Origin of the sequence: Bordetella tumulicola (genome assembly GCF_965138755.1) — a bacterium.
In the GTDB taxonomy this organism is placed as follows: domain Bacteria; phylum Pseudomonadota; class Gammaproteobacteria; order Burkholderiales; family Burkholderiaceae_B; genus Bordetella_A; species Bordetella_A tumulicola.
This window is the reverse complement of the sequence record NZ_CBCSFP010000004.1, coordinates 337,323-356,404: the sequence shown is the minus strand read 5'-3', so window position 1 is coordinate 356,404 and position 19,082 is coordinate 337,323. Positions and strand designations below refer to the sequence as shown.

Here is a 19,082-nt window from a genome sequence, read left to right as displayed (position 1 = left end):
CGGCCTCGCTGCGCGAGACTTCCNGCNNNCGATAGGACCGCCTGGGCTCTCAGATGCCGGACAGGGGCTCACAATCGTGGCATACGCAGGCTGCTTTAGCTTGCCACGCCCAACGCACCAATAGCATCCGTAAATGGGAAACTGTGCGAGCAGGAGGCTGCCGTGTAAAAGCCCCGGCGGCCCGTTGAGCAAGGGCAGCCCGCGCGCAGCGCGGGCCGAGGCCCCTGGTTGGGCCGAGCCGCGGCGANCGGGCCGCCGGGGCTTTTACACGGCAGCCTCCTGCGCCTCAAGAACCTTAACCTACGGTATGCCCCCGATCCGCGCCTGCACCCGAGCTCACCTCATCGACGGCATCAGCAGACGCCGTATCACCCTCCACAACCGTTTCCGCCTCAATCGCGGACTCCGGCACTTGCACAACGTCCGGCTCCGGCGAAACCATCTCCACTGCCGAATCGCCTTCTGCATCGACCCGTGGATCGAGTGCAACCGAGGCCGGAGAGCTTTGCAGGTTGTCGGGCATGGGCACGAAGTGCACTGGTGCCTCGTCGACCTGGTGCGCGCCGGTCACACGTGCCGGACGTACTTGCCATACGAGGATCAAGGCGCATCCGGAGACGAAGACGTAGTACATGTTGGGGCCTGCCAGCGACATCAGGATACCTGCCACCATGGGGCCCAGGCACGCCCCGACGCCGTAGGTCATGAGCAGGATGGCGCTCAGGCTGACTCGACGTTCTGAGGCAACGTGATCGTTGGCAAATGCGGCGCCCAGGGGATACAGGGTGAACTGCAGTACGCCCAATATGCACGACAACAGGACCAGTGCCCAGAATGGCAGGACGATCCATCCCCACAGGATGGCGGGCAGCAGCACAAGCAGACAGGCATTAAAGCGGATGAGACCCGCGCGGTTGATGCGGTCGGACAGCCAGCCGATGGGCCATTGCGATAGCAAACCTGCGGTCGCGCCAGCCGCGACGAAGACGGCCGACTGCGAGGTTGTCAGGCCGTATTTAGCGGCAAACACCGGGGCCAGGCCATAAAATGCCCCGGACAAATTGCCGGCGACGAAGAGCACAGTCAGGGACAACGGGACGCGCTGGACGAAAAAGCGCAGGTCCAGCGGCGCGGGCAGCGGCGTTGGGGGGTGGGTACGCGCGGTCAGCGCGATAGGCACGAGGCATAGCACCAGACAGGCGGCCACCAGGATCAGGGGCTCCTGGCTCAGCGAGCCATAGACTGTCAGCACCAGTTGGCCCATTACCGTGCCCAGACCCGACACCACCATGTATACGGAGAACACGCGGCCGCGCTGGTGGTTTTCAGTTTGTTCGTTGAGCCAGCTCTCGATGACCATCAGCTCGGTCACCATCACGATGCCCGACACCAGTCGAAATACCAGCCAGACGGGCATGGAGTCGACCACCATCTGCGCCAGGATCATGCTGGTGGACAAGGCGGCACAGGCGACAAATGCCCGGATATGGCCGACGCGAATGATCAGTTTGTGACCCAGCCGCGCGCCACAGACCAATCCCAGGTAATAAACGGCGATCAGCGCACCGATCCAGATCTCGCTGACCGATAGGGCGGTCAGCCGCAACCCCATGAAAGTGTTGTACAAGCCAATGCCAACCAGCATTAGCAGCGTCGCAATGTAGAGCGACGAGAAAGAGTAAATCGTGGTTAACATGGGATACGGCTGGCAGCCGTCACACTAGGAAACGCCGTGGGCGCACGATGCGCCCACGGCGGGAACGACAAAATAAGTTAGATCTGTGACAACAGGGTGGCAGCGTCGCTGACTTCGAATTTGCCGGGCTGCTCGATGTTGAGATGCGTGACGACGCCGTCTTTCAAGATTGCCGAGTAGCGCTGTGAACGCACACCCATGCCGCGCTCGATCAGGTCCAGTTCCAGACCCAGGGCGCGCGTCCAGAGAGCCGAACCATCGGCCAGCATGCGTACTTTGCCTGCGGTCTGTTGATCACGCCCCCACGCGCCCATGACATGGGCATCGTTGACGGATACGCACCAAACTTCGTCCGCACCCTTGTCTTTCAGGGCCTGAGCTTGTGCCACGTAGCCCGGCAGGTGCTTGGTCGAGCAGGTCGATGTGAAAGCGCCCGGGACCGCGAACAGGGCAATGGTCTTGCCCTTGACCAGATCGGCGACCTGGAATGCATTGGGCCCGAGGGAGCAACCATTGGCTTCGGATTCAAAAAACTCGCTCAGGGTGCCGTCCGGTACACGGTCGCCGACTTTGATGGTCATATGCATCTCCAGGTAAACGCAAAGGCGTCCGGGCGTGAGTCGCCCGGCAAACCCTCATCATAGTGCCAACCTAGGGCTATCCCCTATTTGTTTGCTCGCCGCAGGACGGTAGCGCATCGCGGTGCGTTGCCCATGCGCCACATCCTCGATCGGCGGCACGCCACCACGGTCACTGCAGCGCGAAATCCACCCGCGAGGGTTTTGCGTCCCCCTCGCCTGCCTCACCGTCGATCGCCGGCGCCACGATGAAAATCCGGTCGGCGGGGCCGATTTTTTGCAGCTTCTCGTAAATGGCGTCTGCGCGTGCTTCGGCCAGTTTCTGCAACGATTCCTCATTCACAGGCGCGGCCTTTAGCAGCATGGCAGTCATTTGATCGGTGGGGACCGACTTGGCGAAGCCAATGAAATTACGCGGTTTTTCCTCGATGTCGGTATCGTCATAAACCTCTTCGAGGTATTCCGCGCGCTCTGCATCGGTGAGGGTGACGCGGGACAAATCGGTCTTTTTATCCTTGCCTGACGTGTCCTCCACCTTGGCGCGGCGAATCTGGCGTTCGAGCCATGCCTGGCGCAAACCCTCGCCATCGGTGACCGGATCGGCGCGGCCGATGATATCCAGCTTCAGCGCGGGCCGGTCATTCAGGGCCTGGGCCAGGGTAGTGATACTTTCATCGGCCTGCGCCGCCAGTTCGGCACTTCCCGGCTCAAAATTGATATATGACAGCTCTTCGCCACTGCCGAATGCCGAGGCCAGCAAAGAAAACGGCGAGGTCACAGCTTTCACCAGCAAGTTGCCCAGCACCCGCAAAATGATGCCTCCTACCGAAAACTCGGGGTCATCCAGCGAACCGGAAATCGGCAGGTTGATATCGATATTGCCCTTGCTGTCTTTCAGCAGCGACACGGCCAGCATCACCGGCAAGGTCGTGGCATCCGGACTGTTGGTCTTCTCGCCAAACGTCAGTTGATTAAGCACAACGTGGTTGGAGGCCTGTAAGGCGCGGTCTTCCAGCTTGTAGGCCAACTCGACCGACAGTTTGCCTCGCTTGATCGGATAGCCCACGTACTTGGCGGAATACGTTGTAAAACGCGGCAGATCCACGCCTTTGGCCAACACCTTCAGGTCCAGCGACATGAACTCGGCAAAGGGCTGTACCGTCCCGTCAATAGACAGCGGGGCCGTGCCGTAGACGCGACCCTTCACGTTGACCTTCGCAGGTTTCGGGTTACGCGAGGACACCGCAGACAGGCCCCCCTCGATACGCGACAGCTCGGCGGTATAGTTCGGCTTGACGAAGTGATCGGTGAACGTCATGCGGCCGTTTTTCAGCGTGACGCTGTTCAAGGCAACATCAGGCATCTGGCCTGTCTTCTCGGCCTTGGCCGCGCGGGCTGAACGACCGCGGGTTTGCGTATCCTCGGTGATAGACCCGCCCGCCTGACCAGGCTCGGCCAGCAAGTCCATCACATTCAGGCGGCCCTCCGCGCTGAGCAAGACCCGGCCATAAAAATCATCCAGCGTAATGTCGCCCAGGTTGGCTGCAAACTGATCACCGTCCACAGACACCTGCATGCCGCTGAGATTCAGTTGCTTCCACTTCAGGAAGTCATTCTGGTTCACGCGATCAGCGAGATGCAAATCGAGGACGTCGACGCCGCCTTTCCAACTGCCTTTCATCGGCGACTCACCCGCCGCCGCCGAAAACACGGCTTCGCCGCGTGCGCCCACGCTCAAGGAACGCACGGTCGCATTCAGACTGGACGCGACATATGGTGCCAACGAGGCCAGGTTCAAGTTTTGCAAGTCGACCTGGGTTTGCACCGCCAGAGGCTGCGTCGTCAAGGATCCTTGCAGCGCGAGACTGCCATCACCCTGAATACTCTTGGCTTGCAACGTAAATGGCGTGGGCGTGGCATCCAGTGCCACACGGTCCGCTGCCAGTGCCAACTGGCCAATATTCAAATCCACCGCCGGTTTCTGCGACTCGTCGCGTGCCGCCAATTGCGAGACATCGAGCTTGACGCCAGTCGCCACGACTTGCGTGGCACCTGCCTGCTGGGCGACCTTGACGTTGGCTTCCAGGCCCAGAAAACCGTCGAGCAACTGAATCGGCGCCTGGCTACGTACTGCGGACGCGTACGGGGCCAAGCCCAGATGGCCGGCGCGCAACTCCAGCGTCAACGCCAGCGGGCTAAGTATCAACGGCCCTTTGGCGCGTATCCAGCTATCGTCGACAAGGTTATCCATGTCGAGCCACAGGTTGATCGGCTGATCCGCCGGCTGCGGGAACTGCACGTTCTCCGCCGTCATCGCCAGGCCGGCCAACGTGGTGTCCAGCTTGGTGGCCGCGTCTTGTACGTGCAGCCGGGCGTCATGAATGTTGATCGCGTCCACCGCGACCTGCCATTCATCAGGGGTCTTTGACTTCGGCGCGACGGCGGAGGCGGCTTCGTCAGACGATGCTTTCGGCAATGTCGCCTGGAGGGCCGCGGCAGCTTTGTCTGTGGCTACTTTGTCTGTGGCTTTGTCGTCGACCGCCTTGTCAGGCGTCTTGCCGTTCGTGCCGGCATCGGCTTGCGCAACGAGCGGCTCACTGGCGGTTGTCTTGCTTGCCTCGGCCGCCGCTGCCTTGGCTGAGACTGGCGCTTTGGCGGTCTGTTTGCTACCGCCCTCTGCCCCTCCGATGGCCTTGAGCTTGTCGATCACCCGCAACCAATTCAGTTGCTGCTTGGCATCCCTGCTCGCCTGCAACACGGGCGACCACATCTCGACCTGGCCAATCGAGAACTGGCGGGCCAGCATGTCCAGCTTGACCCGCTGAATCTCCAGGGTGTTCCACTGGATCAAGGGCGCGCCCGACGTCTCGCGCAGATTCAACTCTCGCAAGCCCACGTCGCCGGTCACCAAGATCTTGGCATCCGCATCGCGTGGCTGCTCAAACACCAGCTTCAGATTCGAATCCAGCAAGGCGCGTTCGACTTTGATGGGTATCGCGATGGGCCAAATATCGGCCCATTTTTCGAGTTCCAGCCCGCGAAAATCCAGATTCAAGGTCGACGACGGCACGACATCAAATGGCCTCGCCACGCCTCTCATATCGAAGGGACTGCCATTGACGCGCAGATGCACCAGCGGTTCCACATCGATGTCGGTGGCATAGCCAAACGACGAAATAAAGGGAACGCCCAGCGCGATCTCGTCGATTTCCTGCTTGCGGCCCGTCACCTTGTCATCCAGCGTAATGGCCCCGCCCTCCAGCACAAGGTTGTTCAACGAAAACCGCGGCAGGGCATCGTCGTCCTTTTCGCCTGGCTCGGGCGCGGGCTGAGCCGCCGCCCTGTCCGCGAGTCTTTTCTGGATATCCGAGAAATTGAATGTCGTGGTGTCCTCGCGAACCAACGCGATCTGCGGACGCTGCAAGCGTACCGAATCGACCACGGGCGCAAACCAGAACAATGACTTCCACGACGCGCTGACGTCCATCTGGCCGACATTCAGCAAGGGCGCCTCGCCGCCGGGCTGCTCGATCACGAGATCCTGCGCGCGCACCGACAGGGTAAAAGGATTAAAACTGATCTCGCCCACCTGCACCGGACGGCCCAGCAGCTCAGCGACATCCTCGGTCAACACCGACCGCAACAGGTTCGGAACCTGCCACGCGGCCACCCCGAATAGAATCAGGATCGTGGCTATGATCGCCAGGAGAATTTTTCCAAGACGCCGAGTGAATCTCAACCTGGGCATCGTAAGGGCCATGCGTAGTCTCCTGGTTCGGATAGCGGAGCAGCGGCGACGGTAATTTCACGCGTAGCCAGAGCTCGTCTATGATAGGACGCAAGCGTGGCCCACTTTAGCAAAAAGCCGCGCTCGTTTTCAATCGTTAACACTTTTCCTATCATGCCATCCTCTGCCCCTACGCTTAGCCACCTGGACGAATCTGGCCAAATCCGCATGGTTGACGTCGGCGCCAAGACCGAAACGGACCGCATTGCCATCGCCCGTGGCAGTGTACGAATGAACGCGGTAGCCTATGACTTGTTGACCCAACCCGGCCAAGGCAAAGGCGAAGTGCTCAATACCGCACGCGTAGCAGCCGTCCTGGCGGCCAAACGCTGCGCAGAGCTGATTCCGCTCTGCCACAGCCTGCCCCTGGCCTTTGTCGGCGTTGAGTTTTCGTTAGACGACGACACGCATACCGTCGACATCAGGACGACGTGCCGGACCCGCTATAAAACGGGTGTCGAAATGGAGGCGATGACCGCCTGCAGCGTCGCCGCGCTGACCATTTACGACATGTGCAAGGCGGCCGACAAGGGCATTGTGATTGAACAAATACGTCTTGAATATAAGGCGGGAGGTAAAAGCGGTGAGTGGCGCAACCCTTAATATTCTGTACTTTGCCCGTGTCGCCGAGCTCGTCGGCAAACGCAGCGAAGCTTGGCCGCTGGCCGAACCCTCGACAGGTACCCAACTGCTAGAGGCCCTGCAAGCCCGCTATCCGCAACTTGCGCCCGCCGCACGTCTGAAGCTGGCGATCAACCAGACGCATGCCAAGCCATCCGCCATCATTGCACCGGGTGACGAAATCGCGGTTTTCGAGCCGGTTACCGGAGGCTGACAATATGGTTATCGTTCAAGAAGCCGACTTTGACGGCGCCACCTTGCTCGCCGATCTGCGCGAACGGGTCGGCGCCCAGGCAGGCGCCATTGTCACGTTTACCGGCTATGTGCGCGACTTCGCCCCGAATCAGGCGACACAAACCCTGTTCCTGGAACACTACCCCGGCATGTGTGAACGCGAGTTGCAAGACGTCGCCGACACCGCCCGCCAACGCTGGCAACTGGCCGGCACCGTCATCGCCCATCGCGTCGGCGCCTTGCCCCGCAACGCCCAGATCGTCTTCGTCGCGGCCGCGAGTGCGCATCGCGGCGATGCGTTTCGAGGGTGTGAATACATGATCGATGCGCTAAAAACCCGCGCGCCCTTCTGGAAACGCGAGACTCTGTCCGATGGCAACAGCTTCTGGGTCGAACAACGCCAGACCGATCACGACCGCACCCACGCCTGGGATGCGGGCGATGCCGCTGCGCAATCCACCTCTCATACCCATCATCGATGAACAACGACCTGCTCGATTTTGAACGCGCTCAAGAACTGTTGGCCCGTGCCGCCGACCCGATTGGTCGCCGGGAAGAGGTGTCGTTGGCACACGCAATCGGCCGCGTGCTGGCCACCGACCTGACCGCCACGCTGGACTTGCCCCCCGCCGACAACAGCGCCATGGATGGCTACGCCATTCGCTTTGCAGACTACCGGCCTGACGTCACCCTGCCCATTCAACAGCGCAGTTATGCTGGCGACATGCCCGCCGCGCTGATCCCGGGCCAGGCCACGCGCCTGTTTACGGGTAGCTTGATTCCCGAAGGCGCTGACACCATCGTCATTCAGGAAAACACCCGCGAGGCCAACGGCCAGGTGCAAATCCTGCAAGCCCCCAAGGCCGGCGAATTCGTACGCAAGCGCGGCATGGACACGTCGGCGGGCCAACCCCTATTCTCCGCGGGCACCTTGCTGGATGCCGCACATATCGCGTCATTGGCTTCGCAGGGCTTGACGCATGTGCAGGTCTACGCGCCGCTGCGTATTGGCATCCTGACAACGGGCGATGAATTGGTGCCCCCTGGTGCCGAGCGCGCGACGCAACAAATCTACAACTGCAATGGCGTCATGCTGGCCGCCCTGGTCCAAAAGGCTGGCGCCCAAGCGGTGCACGTGCTGCACGCACGTGACAATGAACCGGAATTGCGCGCTGCCATCGGCACAATGCTGGCCGACTGCGATCTCCTGCTTAGCATCGGCGGCGTCTCGGTGGGCGAAAAGGACCTGGTCAAGCCGGTCCTGGAGTCCCTGGGCGGCACACTGGCGCTATGGCGAGTCCGCATGAAACCGGGCAAGCCCGTCGCCCTAGCGCATATCGACGGCAAACCCATTGTGTGCCTGCCGGGCAATCCCGTCTCAGTCTATGCCGTCTACGCCGTGCTGGTGTCGCCCCTGGTGCGCCGCATGCAGGGACGCACAGCCGTCTTTCCGGCCGTCAGCGCCGCCCCGCTGCGCACGCCGCGCCCCCACCATGACAAGCGCGAAGAATTTCTGCGTGTCCAGTGGCGTCCCAATCCCGACGGCGCACCAGAGCTGGTGCCTTATGGGAACCAGGACTCTTCGGTCATCAGTTCCCTGCCCTGGGCCACCGGGCTGGCGCGTACCCCCGCCGGGGTCACGGTAAATGACGGGGACATCGTGGCATATTACGATCTGGCGCACTGGCTGGCGTAGCGCCACGGCGCTGTCACCCGCCGATATAACTCATCTCGATCTTGCGCTCGCCTTGATGGGCGNGCNCCGCACCCCGGCCTCGCAACTCGGAATACCGGTCGTCACGTTGCGTCCAGATACCGGCGATGGCGCGCGCGACCTGATCATCGTCTGCTGCGCTGCGCAGGAGCCCGCGCAGGTCATGGCCATGAGACCCAAACAGGCACAGGAAAATTTTGCCTTCCGGCGAGAGGCGTGCACGCGTACAGCCGCCGCAAAACGCCTCGGTCACGCTCGAAATCACGCCGACCTCGCCCGCGCCGTCTCCATAAGACCAACGTTGGGCCACACGCCCCATGATCTGCGCGTCGATGGCCCGCAAGGGGTAGGCCTCGCCGATCCGTTGGACGACTTCGGCACTCGGCACGACCTCTTTCAAATTCCAGCCGTTGGTGGTGCCCACGTCCATGTACTCGATAAAACGCAGCACATGGCCGGTATGGCGAAAGTGCCCGGCCATCGGCACTATCTGACCATCGTTCAGGCCGCGACGCACGACCATGTTGATCTTGACAGGCGCCAGCCCCGCGTCGGCCGCAGCATCAATGCCGCGCAACACATCGTCGGGAGTAAACGTGCTGTCGCTCATGCGGGCAAACATCTCCGCGTCCAGCGTGTCCAGACTGACCGTCACCCGCGTCAAACCTGCCTGTTTCAAGGCCACGGCCTTACGCGTCAACAACGTGCCGTTAGTGGTCAGCGCCAGCTCCAGCGGACGACCGTCAGGCGTGCGCAATTCGGCCAGCATACCGATCAAGGCTTCAATATTCTTGCGCAGTAGCGGCTCACCGCCCGTCAGGCGGATTTTCTCAACCCCCAGTTGGGCGCCCAAGCGGGCGATGCGCGTGATCTCTTCGAACGACAACAGTGCCGAATGCGGCAAAAAGGCATAGTTGCCGTCGAACACCTCGCGCGGCATGCAGTACGTACATCGAAAATTACAGCGATCCGTGACCGAAATCCGCAGATCACGCATCGGCCGCGCAAACGCATCCTGCACCGGTTGCCCAGCGGGCGGCAGCGCCGACTGCGGCAGCGGCGGCAGATGCTGCGCAGAATGATCGGTCAGGTAAATAACTTTACTCATCTGAGCATCATATCGCGCAATGAGTCGGCCCTCACTAGCCCGCCTCCGATTATTGAGGTCTGCATGCGGATGTCGACGTCACCCAAAGGCTTCCTCCAGCGTCTGCAACTTGCCCGTATCCGTGGCGTCGTAGCCCACCAGTTGATGCACATACCCCAGATATTCATGGCCCCGCATGATGTTCAACAGGTCTTGCATGGCAGGGGTATCCAGCGACGCGCGGCGAATCGCAAAGAAATAACGCTCATGCACCAGCGGAATAAAGTCCAAGCCAAAACGCCAGGCTGCTGTCTCGACGCCCACCCCGGTGTCCGCCATCCCGCTGGCAATATGCGCCGCGATCGCCATATGGGTGAACTCGTTGGTTTCATAGCCCTGCACATCGCTGATCGACACGCCCGCCTGCTCTAGCATCAGACTTACCAGATAACGCGTACTGGACCCAATTTGCCGATTCACGAACCGCACATCCTTGCGCGACAAATCCGCCATGCCGCGAATGTGCTTCGGATTGCCCGGCACGACAAACAGGCCCGTATTACGTACGGCCAGGTGGATCAGCAGATAATCGTCTGGCGACAACCATTGCGCATAACGCGCCATGATCGGTGCCTCAAACGTGCCGCTCGGCACCTGAAAGCCCGCCAGATCACATTCGTGGCGTTCCAGTGCGGCCAGTGCCTCGATCGCCGTGCGATAGCGAAGCTCCAGACCCGGCTCGCGATCGCTCATATGTTGCATCAATGCCTCGACCGCAAAGCCATGGCTCGCGTGCAAACGCAAATGCGGAATTGTCTCGGGCAGCAGCTTTTCCAGTTCCTCTTGCAACTCGGACGCCATGCTTTCCAGCGTCGGCATCAAACGCGCCTCGATGCGGCGATTTGCCCACAACAAACGTTGTGCAAAGGGCGATAACTGCGTGCCTTGACGCCGCTTGGTAATCAACAACGGCGTACCGAACAGCCCCTCAAAACGCCGCAGCACCCCCCAGGCATGCCGATACGACAGGCCACAGGCCCGGCATGCGCCGGCGATATTGCCCGTCGCATCAATGGCCGCCAACAGCGCCAACATGTCATGCAACGCCTGACCGGGATGTTCCGCATCGCCCTCCAGCAGCCATTGGGGGCGCAGTCCGATACGAAATTTATATGTCATTTATTTCCTATTGAACGTGGCAGATTTGGCGATTAGAGTACGCACATCAGATAGATAGCACAGTTTTATATGTTTTAAAAAACATATTATCAATGCAATCGGCTGGCAACAACTAGAGAACAATGCGGCCCCATCTTTACGCGAGGGTCGTCACCAGGAGACAAGCATGCCTATTTCGCAGGCAAAGCCCAATCCGCCCGGCGGCGGCGGTGCACGCGGCGGCGATATGGCCTTATCGGCCGCGCGTCAGTCCACCACCCCCACGGTGGCGGCTGCGGCACAGGCCGCCACGCAATGGCAGGATCAACCTGGCGCGCTGCTGCCTCTGCTGCACGAGATACAGGATGAACTGGGCTGTATTCCGGCCGACGCGGTGCCCACCATCGCCGAGGCCCTGAACCTGTCCCGCGCCGAAGTCCACGGCGTGTTGAGTTTCTATCCGCACTTTCGCACCGAGCCCGCGGGCCGGCATGTGCTGGAGGTTTGCCGTGCCGAATCCTGCCAGGCGATGGGCGGGGAGCATCTTGCCGAACATGCGCGCCACACACTCGGCTGCGATTTCCATCACACCACAGCCGACGGCGCCGTCACCCTTGAGCCCGTATATTGCCTGGGCCTGTGCGCCCAATCACCGGCCGTGATGCTGGACGGCAAGCCACATGCGCGCGTCACCCCTGACAAGCTCACCCGCATTCTGCAGCGAGCCACCGAACACGATCGGGCGGTGCAACCATGAACGCCCCCGTCACGATCTATCTGCCCCGCGATGCGGCGGCCCTCGCGGTCGACGCCGATGATGTCGCTCTAGCGATCGAGCAAGAAGCGCAACGCCGTCACCTGGCTATCCGGTTGGTACGTAACGGATCGCGGGGCCTGCTCTGGCTGGAACCGCTCGCCGAAATCGTCACCCCCGCGGGACGCGTTGCCTACGGCCCCGTACAGGTCGACGATGTGCCCGGCCTATTCGACGCAGACTGGCTGCATGGCGGCAACCACCCGCTGCATCTCGGACTGACCGAGGCAATTCCGTATTTAAAAAATCAACAACGGCTGACCTTCGCGCGTGTCGGCATCACCGACCCGGTGTCAACAGTGGATTACCTCGCGCACGAGGGCTTGCAGGGCTTACAGCGCGCGCTGGCCCTCACGCCCGAACAGATCGTCGACGAAGTCACCGCATCGGGTTTACGCGGCCGCGGCGGTGCAGCCTTTCCCACCGGGATCAAGTGGAAAACCGTGTTGACCACGCCCGCCACGCAGAAGTACATCGTCTGCAACGCGGATGAAGGCGACTCCGGGACGTTCTCCGATCGTCTCATCATGGAAGGCGACCCCTTTGTTCTCATCGAAGGCATGGCGATCGCCGGCCTGGCTGTGGGCGCCACCTATGGCTATATCTACGTTCGCTCAGAGTACCCGCAAGCCATCGCGACGTTGAACGCAGCCATCGACCAGGCGCGTCAGGCGGGCTGGCTTGGCGACGATATTCAAGGCAGTGGCCAGCGCTTTGATCTCGAGGTCCGTAAAGGCGCGGGCGCCTACATCTGCGGCGAAGAAACCTCGCTTCTGGAAAGCCTGGAGGGCAAGCGCGGTGTGGTGCGCGCCAAACCGCCGCTACCCGCCATTGCCGGCCTGTTCGGCCAGCCCACCGTCATCAACAACGTGATTTCGCTGGCATCGATCCCCATCATTCTGGCGCGCGGCGCCGCATACTATCGCGACTACGGGATGGGCCGTTCCCAAGGTACGCTCCCCTTTCAACTCGCTGGCAATCTCAAACATGGCGGCTTGGTCGAGGCCGCCTTTGGCGTGACATTGCGCGAGCTGCTGTACGACTATGGCGGCGGCAGCGCATCGGGGCGTCCCCTGCGTGCCGTACAGGTCGGTGGTCCGCTGGGCGCCTACCTGCCCGAATCGCAGTGGGATGTGCCGCTGGACTACGAGTCCTACCTCAAGATCTCGGCCATGGTAGGCCATGGCGGTATCGTTGCCTTTGACGACACGGTCGATATGAGCCGCATGGCCCGCTATGCCATGGAATTCTGTGCCGTCGAATCCTGTGGCAAATGCACGCCGTGCCGCATCGGCGCGGTGCGCGGGACGGAAACCCTGGACAAGATCCGTGCCGGCGGGCCGCAACACGAGCAGCACATCCATCTGCTGCGCGACTTGTGCGACACCATGCTGGGCGGCTCGCTCTGTGCGCTGGGCGGCATGACGCCCTATCCCGTCCTCTCAGCGTTAGAGCACTTCCCAGAAGACTTCGGCCTGAACACATCCGCCACGGCTGGCGCCCAAGCCGCCTCTCAACCGACCTGATTCGAACGGGACCTGCCATGCTCGAAACCGTTATCAAGCGCGACCGCGACCTGGGCACTCCCGCCCGCGACACCAACGCCCGCCTTGTCACCCTGACCATTGATGGCCAGGAAATGTCCGTCCCCGAAGGCACCTCCGTCATGCGTGCCGCGGCCGAAGCCGGCATCAATATCCCCAAGCTCTGTGCCACCGACAGCCTGGAGCCCTTTGGGTCCTGCCGGCTATGCCTGGTGCAGATCGACGGGCGTCGCGGCTATCCCGCGTCGTGCACCACGCCGGTCGAAGACGGCATGGTGGTCTACACCGAAACCCCCAAACTGCATGAACTGCGACGCGGCGTCATGGAGCTGTATATCTCCGACCATCCGCTGGACTGCCTGACCTGCCCCGCCAACGGCGACTGCGAACTGCAGGACATGGCCGGCGTGGTGGGGTTACGCGCCGTGCGCTATGGCTATGATGGCGCCAATCACCTGAAAGATAAAACCGACGACTCGAACCCCTACTTTTCATACGACCCATCCAAGTGCATTGTCTGCAACCGCTGTGTCCGGGCCTGCGAAGAAACCCAGGGGACATTCGCGTTGACGATTTCGGGCAAGGGCTTCGCCTCGCGCGTCGCGGCCGGCCAGGATCAGTCCTTCCTCGACAGTGAGTGCGTGTCCTGCGGTGCCTGTGTGCAGGCCTGCCCCACCTCCACCCTGCAAGAAAAATCCGTCATCATGATGGGTCAGGCCGAGCACTCGGTCATCACCACCTGCGCCTACTGCGGCGTGGGCTGCGGATTCAAGGCCGAGATGAAGGGCCAAGAAGTCGTGCGTATGACGCCCTGGAAAGACGGCCAGGCCAATCGCGGCCACGCCTGCGTCAAGGGTCGCTTTGCCTGGGGCTACACCACGCACAAAGAGCGCGTGCTCAAGCCCATGATTCGCCAGCACATCACCGACCCCTGGCGCGAAGTCTCATGGGACGAAGCCCTCGCCTATACCGCTTCTGAGTTCCGCCGCCTGCAGGACAAGTACGGCCGCGATTCCATTGGTGGCATCACCTCTTCGCGTTGCACCAACGAAGAAACCTGGTTGGTGCAAAAACTGGTGCGCGCGGCCTTTGGCACCAACAACGTCGACACCTGCGCACGCGTCTGCCATTCGCCTACCGGCTACGGCCTGAAGCAAACCCTGGGCGAATCCGCCGGCACGCAGACCTTTGACTCCGTCATGCACACAGACGTCGTCGTGCTGATGGGATCCAACCCCAGCAGCGCCCACCCGGTATTCGGGTCTCGCCTCAAACGCCGGCTGCGCGAGGGCGCCAAGCTGATCGTCATCGATCCGCGCCGTATCGAGTTGGTCAACTCGCCTCACGTCAAGGCGGACTATCATCTGCCCGTGCGTCCCGGCACCAACGTCGCGCTGCTCACCGCGCTGGCCCACGTGATCGTGACCGAAGACCTGGTCGCCGAAGACTTCGTCGCCCAGCGCTGCGAAACCAAAGCATTCAATCAATGGCGCGACTTTGTCGCCCGCCCCGAAAACTCTCCTGAAGCCACTGCAGAAGACACCGGCGTCCCGGCGGACGATGTACGCGGCGCGGCGCGCCTGTATGCCACCGGCGACAATGGCTCGATCTACTACGGCTTGGGCGTCACCGAACACAGCCAGGGCTCAACGGCCGTCATGGCGATTGCCAATTTGGCCATGGCGACGGGCAACATTGGTCGCGAAGGCGTGGGTGTGAACCCCATGCGCGGCCAGAACAACGTGCAAGGCTCCTGCGACATGGGCTCGTTTCCCCACGAGTTGCCGGGCTATCGTCACGTTTCCGATAACGCGACACGGGCCCAGTTCGAAGCAGACTGGGGCGTCACCCTGCAGTCCGAACCCGGCTTGCGCATTCCCAATATGTTCGAGGCGGCCTTGGCGGGCAGCTTCAAGGGCCTGTACTGCCAAGGCGAAGACATTGTCCAGTCCGACCCCAACACCCAGCACGTCGCCGCCTCGCTGGCGGCCATGGAGTGCATCGTGGTCCAGGACCTTTTCCTGAACGAAACCGCCAAGTACGCTCACGTGTTCTTGCCCGGCTCATCGTTCCTGGAAAAAGACGGCACCTTTACCAACGCCGAACGACGCATTTCACGCGTGCGCAAGGTCATGGAACCCCGCAACGGCATGGCCGACTGGGAAGTCACGGTCGCACTGTCTAACGCGCTGGGCTACCCCATGAACTACCGTCATCCCCGCGAAATCATGGATGAGATCGCCCGGCTTACGCCAACGTTTAACGGAGTCTCTTACGAAAAACTCGATCGCATGGGCAGCCTGCAATGGCCCTGCAACGATGAGGCGCCCGAGGGCACCCCCATTATGCATATTGACGAATTCGTACGCGGCAAGGGGAAGTTCATGATCACGAAATACGTCCCATCGGATGAGCGCAGCACGCGCAAGTTCCCGCTGTTGTTGACGACGGGGCGCATCCTGTCTCAGTACAACGTCGGCGCGCAGACCCGCCGTACCCCCAACGTCGCCTGGCATAACGAGGATGTCCTGGAAATCCACCCGCAAGACGCCGAAGACCGCGGCGTCGCCGAAGGCGATTGGGTGGGGGTGCAAAGCCGTGCGGGTGAAACCGTGCTGCGCGCCACGCTGACGGACCGGGTACAACCGGGCGTGGTTTACACCACGTTCCATTTTCCCGAGTCCGGTGCCAACGTGGTCACGACGGATAACTCCGACTGGGCCACCAACTGCCCGGAATACAAGGTCACCGCCGTGCAAGTGATGCGGGTCTCGCAACCCTCCGAGTGGCAACGGCAATGGTCGCGCTTTAGCGACATCCAGCAAAAACTGCTGCGCGAACGCGCCCGTGAAACCGAAGCCACCCTCGTCAGTAAGTAACGTCGACACAATCCAATAACGTTATGGATCATCTTCCCGATTTCACCCAACACCGCTCGGACTACGCCGAGGCGGCCGTCTTGCGCGTGCGCGGAGGAGCGCTCGAAGCCAGTACGCAAACCGACCGCGTTGCAGAAGAAACGCCTATCGCGCTGGAATACAACGGGATTAGCCACGCCACGATGCTGGCTTCGCCCAGCGATCTCGAAGATTACGCACTGGGTTTTTCTCTGACCGAAGGCATTATTGATCGGCCCTCGGATCTACGCGGCATTGACATCGTGCCGCAGCACAACGGCATCGTGGTGCAACTTGAAATCTCCAGCGCGTGCGAAGCCCGGCTGAAAGCGCGTCGACGCGCCATGGCGGGCCGCACCGGCTGCGGACTATGCGGCGTCGAGACGCTACCGGAGGTCCTGCGCCAAGTCGCCGCCGTGCCCGATGCCACGCCGATTTCACTCCCTGCCATTCTGCACGCCATGCGCGCCATGCGCGCGCGCCAGACCCTGCACGACATGACGGGCGCCACCCATGGCGCCGCCTGGGCCAACGCCAGTGGACAGGTGCAGGTTGTGCGCGAAGACGTTGGGCGCCACAACGCCCTGGACAAACTGATCGGCGCCCTGACCCGACGCGATGAAGCTCTGCAAAACGGCCTGGTACTGGTATCGAGCCGCGCCAGCTTTGAAATGGTGCAAAAATGCGCCGCCGCCGGTATCGGCATCCTGGCAGCGGTCTCGGCCCCCACTGCGCTCGCGATCCGCCTCGCGCAGAACACCAATGTGGCGCTGCTCGGTTTTGTACGCCATGCCGACGCCACCATTTACTCACACGCTGAACGCATTCAGAGCTAACCGTCATGGACATCGCCAATCTTATCCGCATGGCCAATCGCATCGGCGAGTATTTCGATGCGCTGCCCGACCGCGAAGAAGCGCTGGACAGCGCCGCCACGCATATTCAGAAATCCTGGGAACCTCGCATGCGTATCGCCTTGCTGGGCTTTCTGGATCAACACGCGGACGGCCAGGCCGACGACGTCCGCTTGCACGCGCTGATGCTCGAAGCCATTACCCGCAACCGCGCTCGTTTGACACCGGCCCAACCTGCTTAACGCAAGACCGCTCGACCCCGTCTTACCCCATAACAACACCCAGAGGCGCCGCACTCATCCGCGAGCGTCCCTATCGGCCCGTGAGCCGTTCCCCCTGAGAGGAGACACTATGAGCAACACTGCCACACTGGATTTGCCGGGCATGCGCCCGGGATTTTTAGATAAAGAGCGCACGATTGCAGGACCAAATTTCAATCGCTGGTTAGTGCCGCCCGCGGCCTTGGCCATCCATTTATGTATCGGGATGGCCTACGGATTCTCGGTATTCTGGCTGCCCCTATCCAAGGCATTGGGTACGTCCGTCGCAACCTGCTCGGCAGATGTCGGCCTGATTGCAGAGTTGTTCACCACACAGTGCAACTGGCGCATTTCGACAATGGGGTGGATGTTTACTCTCTTTTTCGTGTTGCTGGGTTGCGCCGCGGCATTGTGGGGTGGCTGGCTGGAACGTGCAGGTCCGCGCAAAGCCGGCATCGTCGCGGCGGTATGCTGGTGCGGCGGTCTCCTCATTTCTGCACTAGGCATTCATCTACACCAGATGTGGATGCTGTGGCTAGGCTCCGGAGTGATCGGCGGCATCGGGCTGGGGTTGGGCTACATCTCGCCCGTGAGCACCCTGATCAAATGGTTTCCTGATCGGCGCGGCATGGCGACCGGGATGGCCATCATGGGTTTCGGCGGAGGTGCCATGATCGGTGCCCCCTTGGCAGACATGTTGATGCGCCACTTTGCCACGCCGGACGGTCTGGGTGTCGCGCAAACATTCATCGCATTGGCCATCATCTATTTTGTGTTCATGGTGTCGGGCGCGCTAGGCTACCGTGTCCCGCCTACCGGCTGGAAACCCGAAGGCTGGAAGGAACCCGTCAAGCACGCCAACAATGCCATGATCACCAAGGGCCATGTGCACGTGAAGCGTGTGTGGGGTATCCCCCAGTTCTGGCTGGTATGGCTGGTGCTGTGCTTGAACGTGACAGCAGGCATCGGGATTCTCGGCATGGCCTCGCCGCTGTTGCAAGAAGTATTCGGCGGCACGCTGCTCGGGCAGCCCGAGTTGCTCTATGGCCAATTGGACAAGACGCAACTGGCCGTCATCGCCGCCACCGCTGCCGGATTTACCGGACTGCTGAGCCTGTTCAATATCGGGGGACGTTTTTTCTGGGCTACGCTATCGGACAAGCTCGGGCGCAAGATGACGTATTTTGTCTTCCTGGTACTGGGTTTTGTGCTGTATTCGTCGGTCCCCTGGTCGGCCCACCTAGGCGCACTGGCGCTGTTTGTCGGCGCGTTCTGCGTCATCATTTCGATGTATGGCGGCGGGTTTTCAACGGTGCCGGCCTATTTGGCAGACTTGTTTGGCACACAGATGGTAGGCGCCATCCACGGGCGGATTCTGACGGCATGGTCGGCGGCAGGGATTTTTGGTCCGGTACTCGTGAACTACATTCGCGAATATCAGCTCTCTATCGGTGTGCCCCGTGCGCAGGTATACGACATCACCATGTATGTGCTGGCCGGCATGCTCGTACTGGGTTTCCTGTGCAACTTGGCGATACGGCCGGTGAACCCCAAGTATTTCATGGGCGAGGAAGAACTCTCACGCGAGAAGGCACTCGCCCATGAGCGTGCCGCCGCGGCCGAGGTCCACGGGTTCTCCAGTTCCACGTTCAAAACACCCCTCGCGGTGGTGTGGTTTGCTTGGGCTTGCGTCGGGATCCCGCTGATCTGGGGGATCTGGATAACGCTGCAAAAGACGGCTGTGTTGTTCTAACGGTGCCTCGGCATTGGCGCCAATGGGGACGTCTGGGATTTTCCTGGACGTTCCTGTTCTTTTGACGGCATCTTATCGTGGACGT

General features: G+C 61.3%; 15 protein-coding genes and 1 pseudogene. 10 read left to right on the top strand and 6 right to left on the bottom strand.

Annotation, left to right across the window (positions count from 1 at the left end; genetic code table 11):
• Positions 1-295: 295 nt before the first annotated feature.
• The 3 genes from ACNAZS_RS14180 to ACNAZS_RS14170 all read right to left on the bottom strand — a co-directional run bounded on the left by ACNAZS_RS14180 (position 296) and on the right by ACNAZS_RS14170 (position 6,034).
• Positions 296-1,696 (bottom strand): MFS transporter, encoded by a 1,401-nt coding sequence (locus ACNAZS_RS14180; RefSeq protein ID WP_415790310.1) that lies wholly within the window; start codon positions 1,694-1,696, stop codon positions 296-298.
• Positions 1,697-1,773: 77 nt separating this feature from the next.
• Positions 1,774-2,277 (bottom strand): peroxiredoxin, encoded by a 504-nt coding sequence (locus ACNAZS_RS14175; RefSeq protein WP_415790308.1) that lies wholly within the window; start codon positions 2,275-2,277, stop codon positions 1,774-1,776.
• A 169-nt stretch (positions 2,278-2,446) separates the two neighbouring features.
• On the bottom strand, positions 2,447-6,034 hold the full coding sequence (locus tag ACNAZS_RS14170) for a DUF748 domain-containing protein (RefSeq protein ID WP_415790306.1): 3,588 nt from the start codon (positions 6,032-6,034) through the stop codon (positions 2,447-2,449).
• Between the two features lie 141 nt (positions 6,035-6,175).
• On the opposite strand from ACNAZS_RS14170, the gene moaC reads away from it, so the two are divergent.
• From moaC to ACNAZS_RS14150, 4 genes are read left to right on the top strand one after another with little or no spacing between them, the layout of a single operon-like run.
• On the top strand, positions 6,176-6,664 hold the full coding sequence (gene moaC / locus ACNAZS_RS14165; RefSeq protein ID WP_415790304.1) for a cyclic pyranopterin monophosphate synthase MoaC: 489 nt from the start codon (positions 6,176-6,178) through the stop codon (positions 6,662-6,664).
• Complete coding sequence (locus ACNAZS_RS14160; RefSeq protein WP_415790302.1) at positions 6,645-6,896, top strand: MoaD/ThiS family protein; 252 nt, start codon at positions 6,645-6,647, stop codon at positions 6,894-6,896. Before moaC ends, ACNAZS_RS14160 begins: the two co-directional genes overlap by 20 nt.
• 4 nt (positions 6,897-6,900) lie before the next feature.
• Complete coding sequence (locus ACNAZS_RS14155) at positions 6,901-7,398, top strand: molybdenum cofactor biosynthesis protein MoaE (RefSeq protein WP_415790300.1); 498 nt, start codon at positions 6,901-6,903, stop codon at positions 7,396-7,398.
• A gap of 8 nt (positions 7,399-7,406) precedes the next feature.
• On the top strand, positions 7,407-8,612 hold the full coding sequence (locus ACNAZS_RS14150) for a molybdopterin molybdotransferase MoeA (protein ID WP_415790342.1): 1,206 nt from the start codon (positions 7,407-7,409) through the stop codon (positions 8,610-8,612).
• A 13-nt stretch (positions 8,613-8,625) separates the two neighbouring features.
• On the opposite strand, the pseudogene ACNAZS_RS14145 reads toward ACNAZS_RS14150, so the two are convergent.
• The 3 genes and pseudogenes from ACNAZS_RS14145 to ACNAZS_RS14135 form a co-directional block, all read right to left on the bottom strand.
• A pseudogene (locus ACNAZS_RS14145) lies at positions 8,626-8,674 on the bottom strand (hypothetical protein); the annotation flags it as partial.
• 4 nt (positions 8,675-8,678) lie between these two features.
• Positions 8,679-9,738, bottom strand: a 1,060-nt coding sequence (gene moaA, locus ACNAZS_RS14140) for a GTP 3',8-cyclase MoaA (protein WP_415790298.1), incomplete at its 3' end; no start/stop codon positions are given.
• A 78-nt stretch (positions 9,739-9,816) separates the two neighbouring features.
• The gene (locus tag ACNAZS_RS14135) at positions 9,817-10,896 is read right to left on the bottom strand and encodes a substrate-binding domain-containing protein (RefSeq protein WP_415790295.1); all 1,080 of its coding nucleotides are present in this window, start codon (positions 10,894-10,896) and stop codon (positions 9,817-9,819) included.
• Positions 10,897-11,062: 166 nt separating this feature from the next.
• On the opposite strand from ACNAZS_RS14135, the gene ACNAZS_RS14130 reads away from it, so the two are divergent.
• The 6 genes from ACNAZS_RS14130 to ACNAZS_RS14105 all read left to right on the top strand — a co-directional run bounded on the left by ACNAZS_RS14130 (position 11,063) and on the right by ACNAZS_RS14105 (position 18,997).
• On the top strand, positions 11,063-11,632 hold the full coding sequence (locus tag ACNAZS_RS14130; RefSeq protein WP_415790293.1) for a formate dehydrogenase subunit gamma: 570 nt from the start codon (positions 11,063-11,065) through the stop codon (positions 11,630-11,632).
• A complete protein-coding gene (locus ACNAZS_RS14125) occupies positions 11,629-13,215 on the top strand; it encodes a formate dehydrogenase beta subunit (RefSeq protein WP_415790292.1) in 1,587 nt (528 codons plus the stop codon). Before ACNAZS_RS14130 ends, ACNAZS_RS14125 begins: the two co-directional genes overlap by 4 nt.
• A gap of 17 nt (positions 13,216-13,232) precedes the next feature.
• Positions 13,233-16,112, top strand: coding sequence for a formate dehydrogenase subunit alpha (gene fdhF, locus ACNAZS_RS14120; protein WP_415790290.1), 2,880 nt, complete (start codon positions 13,233-13,235; stop codon positions 16,110-16,112).
• A gap of 23 nt (positions 16,113-16,135) precedes the next feature.
• Entirely contained in the window at positions 16,136-16,966 is an 831-nt protein-coding gene (fdhD, locus tag ACNAZS_RS14115) for a formate dehydrogenase accessory sulfurtransferase FdhD (protein WP_415790288.1), read from the top strand.
• Between the two features lie 5 nt (positions 16,967-16,971).
• A complete protein-coding gene (locus tag ACNAZS_RS14110) occupies positions 16,972-17,226 on the top strand; it encodes a formate dehydrogenase subunit delta (RefSeq protein ID WP_415790286.1) in 255 nt (84 codons plus the stop codon).
• A gap of 109 nt (positions 17,227-17,335) precedes the next feature.
• Entirely contained in the window at positions 17,336-18,997 is a 1,662-nt protein-coding gene (locus tag ACNAZS_RS14105) for an OFA family MFS transporter (protein WP_415790284.1), read from the top strand.
• Positions 18,998-19,082: the final 85 nt, after the last annotated feature.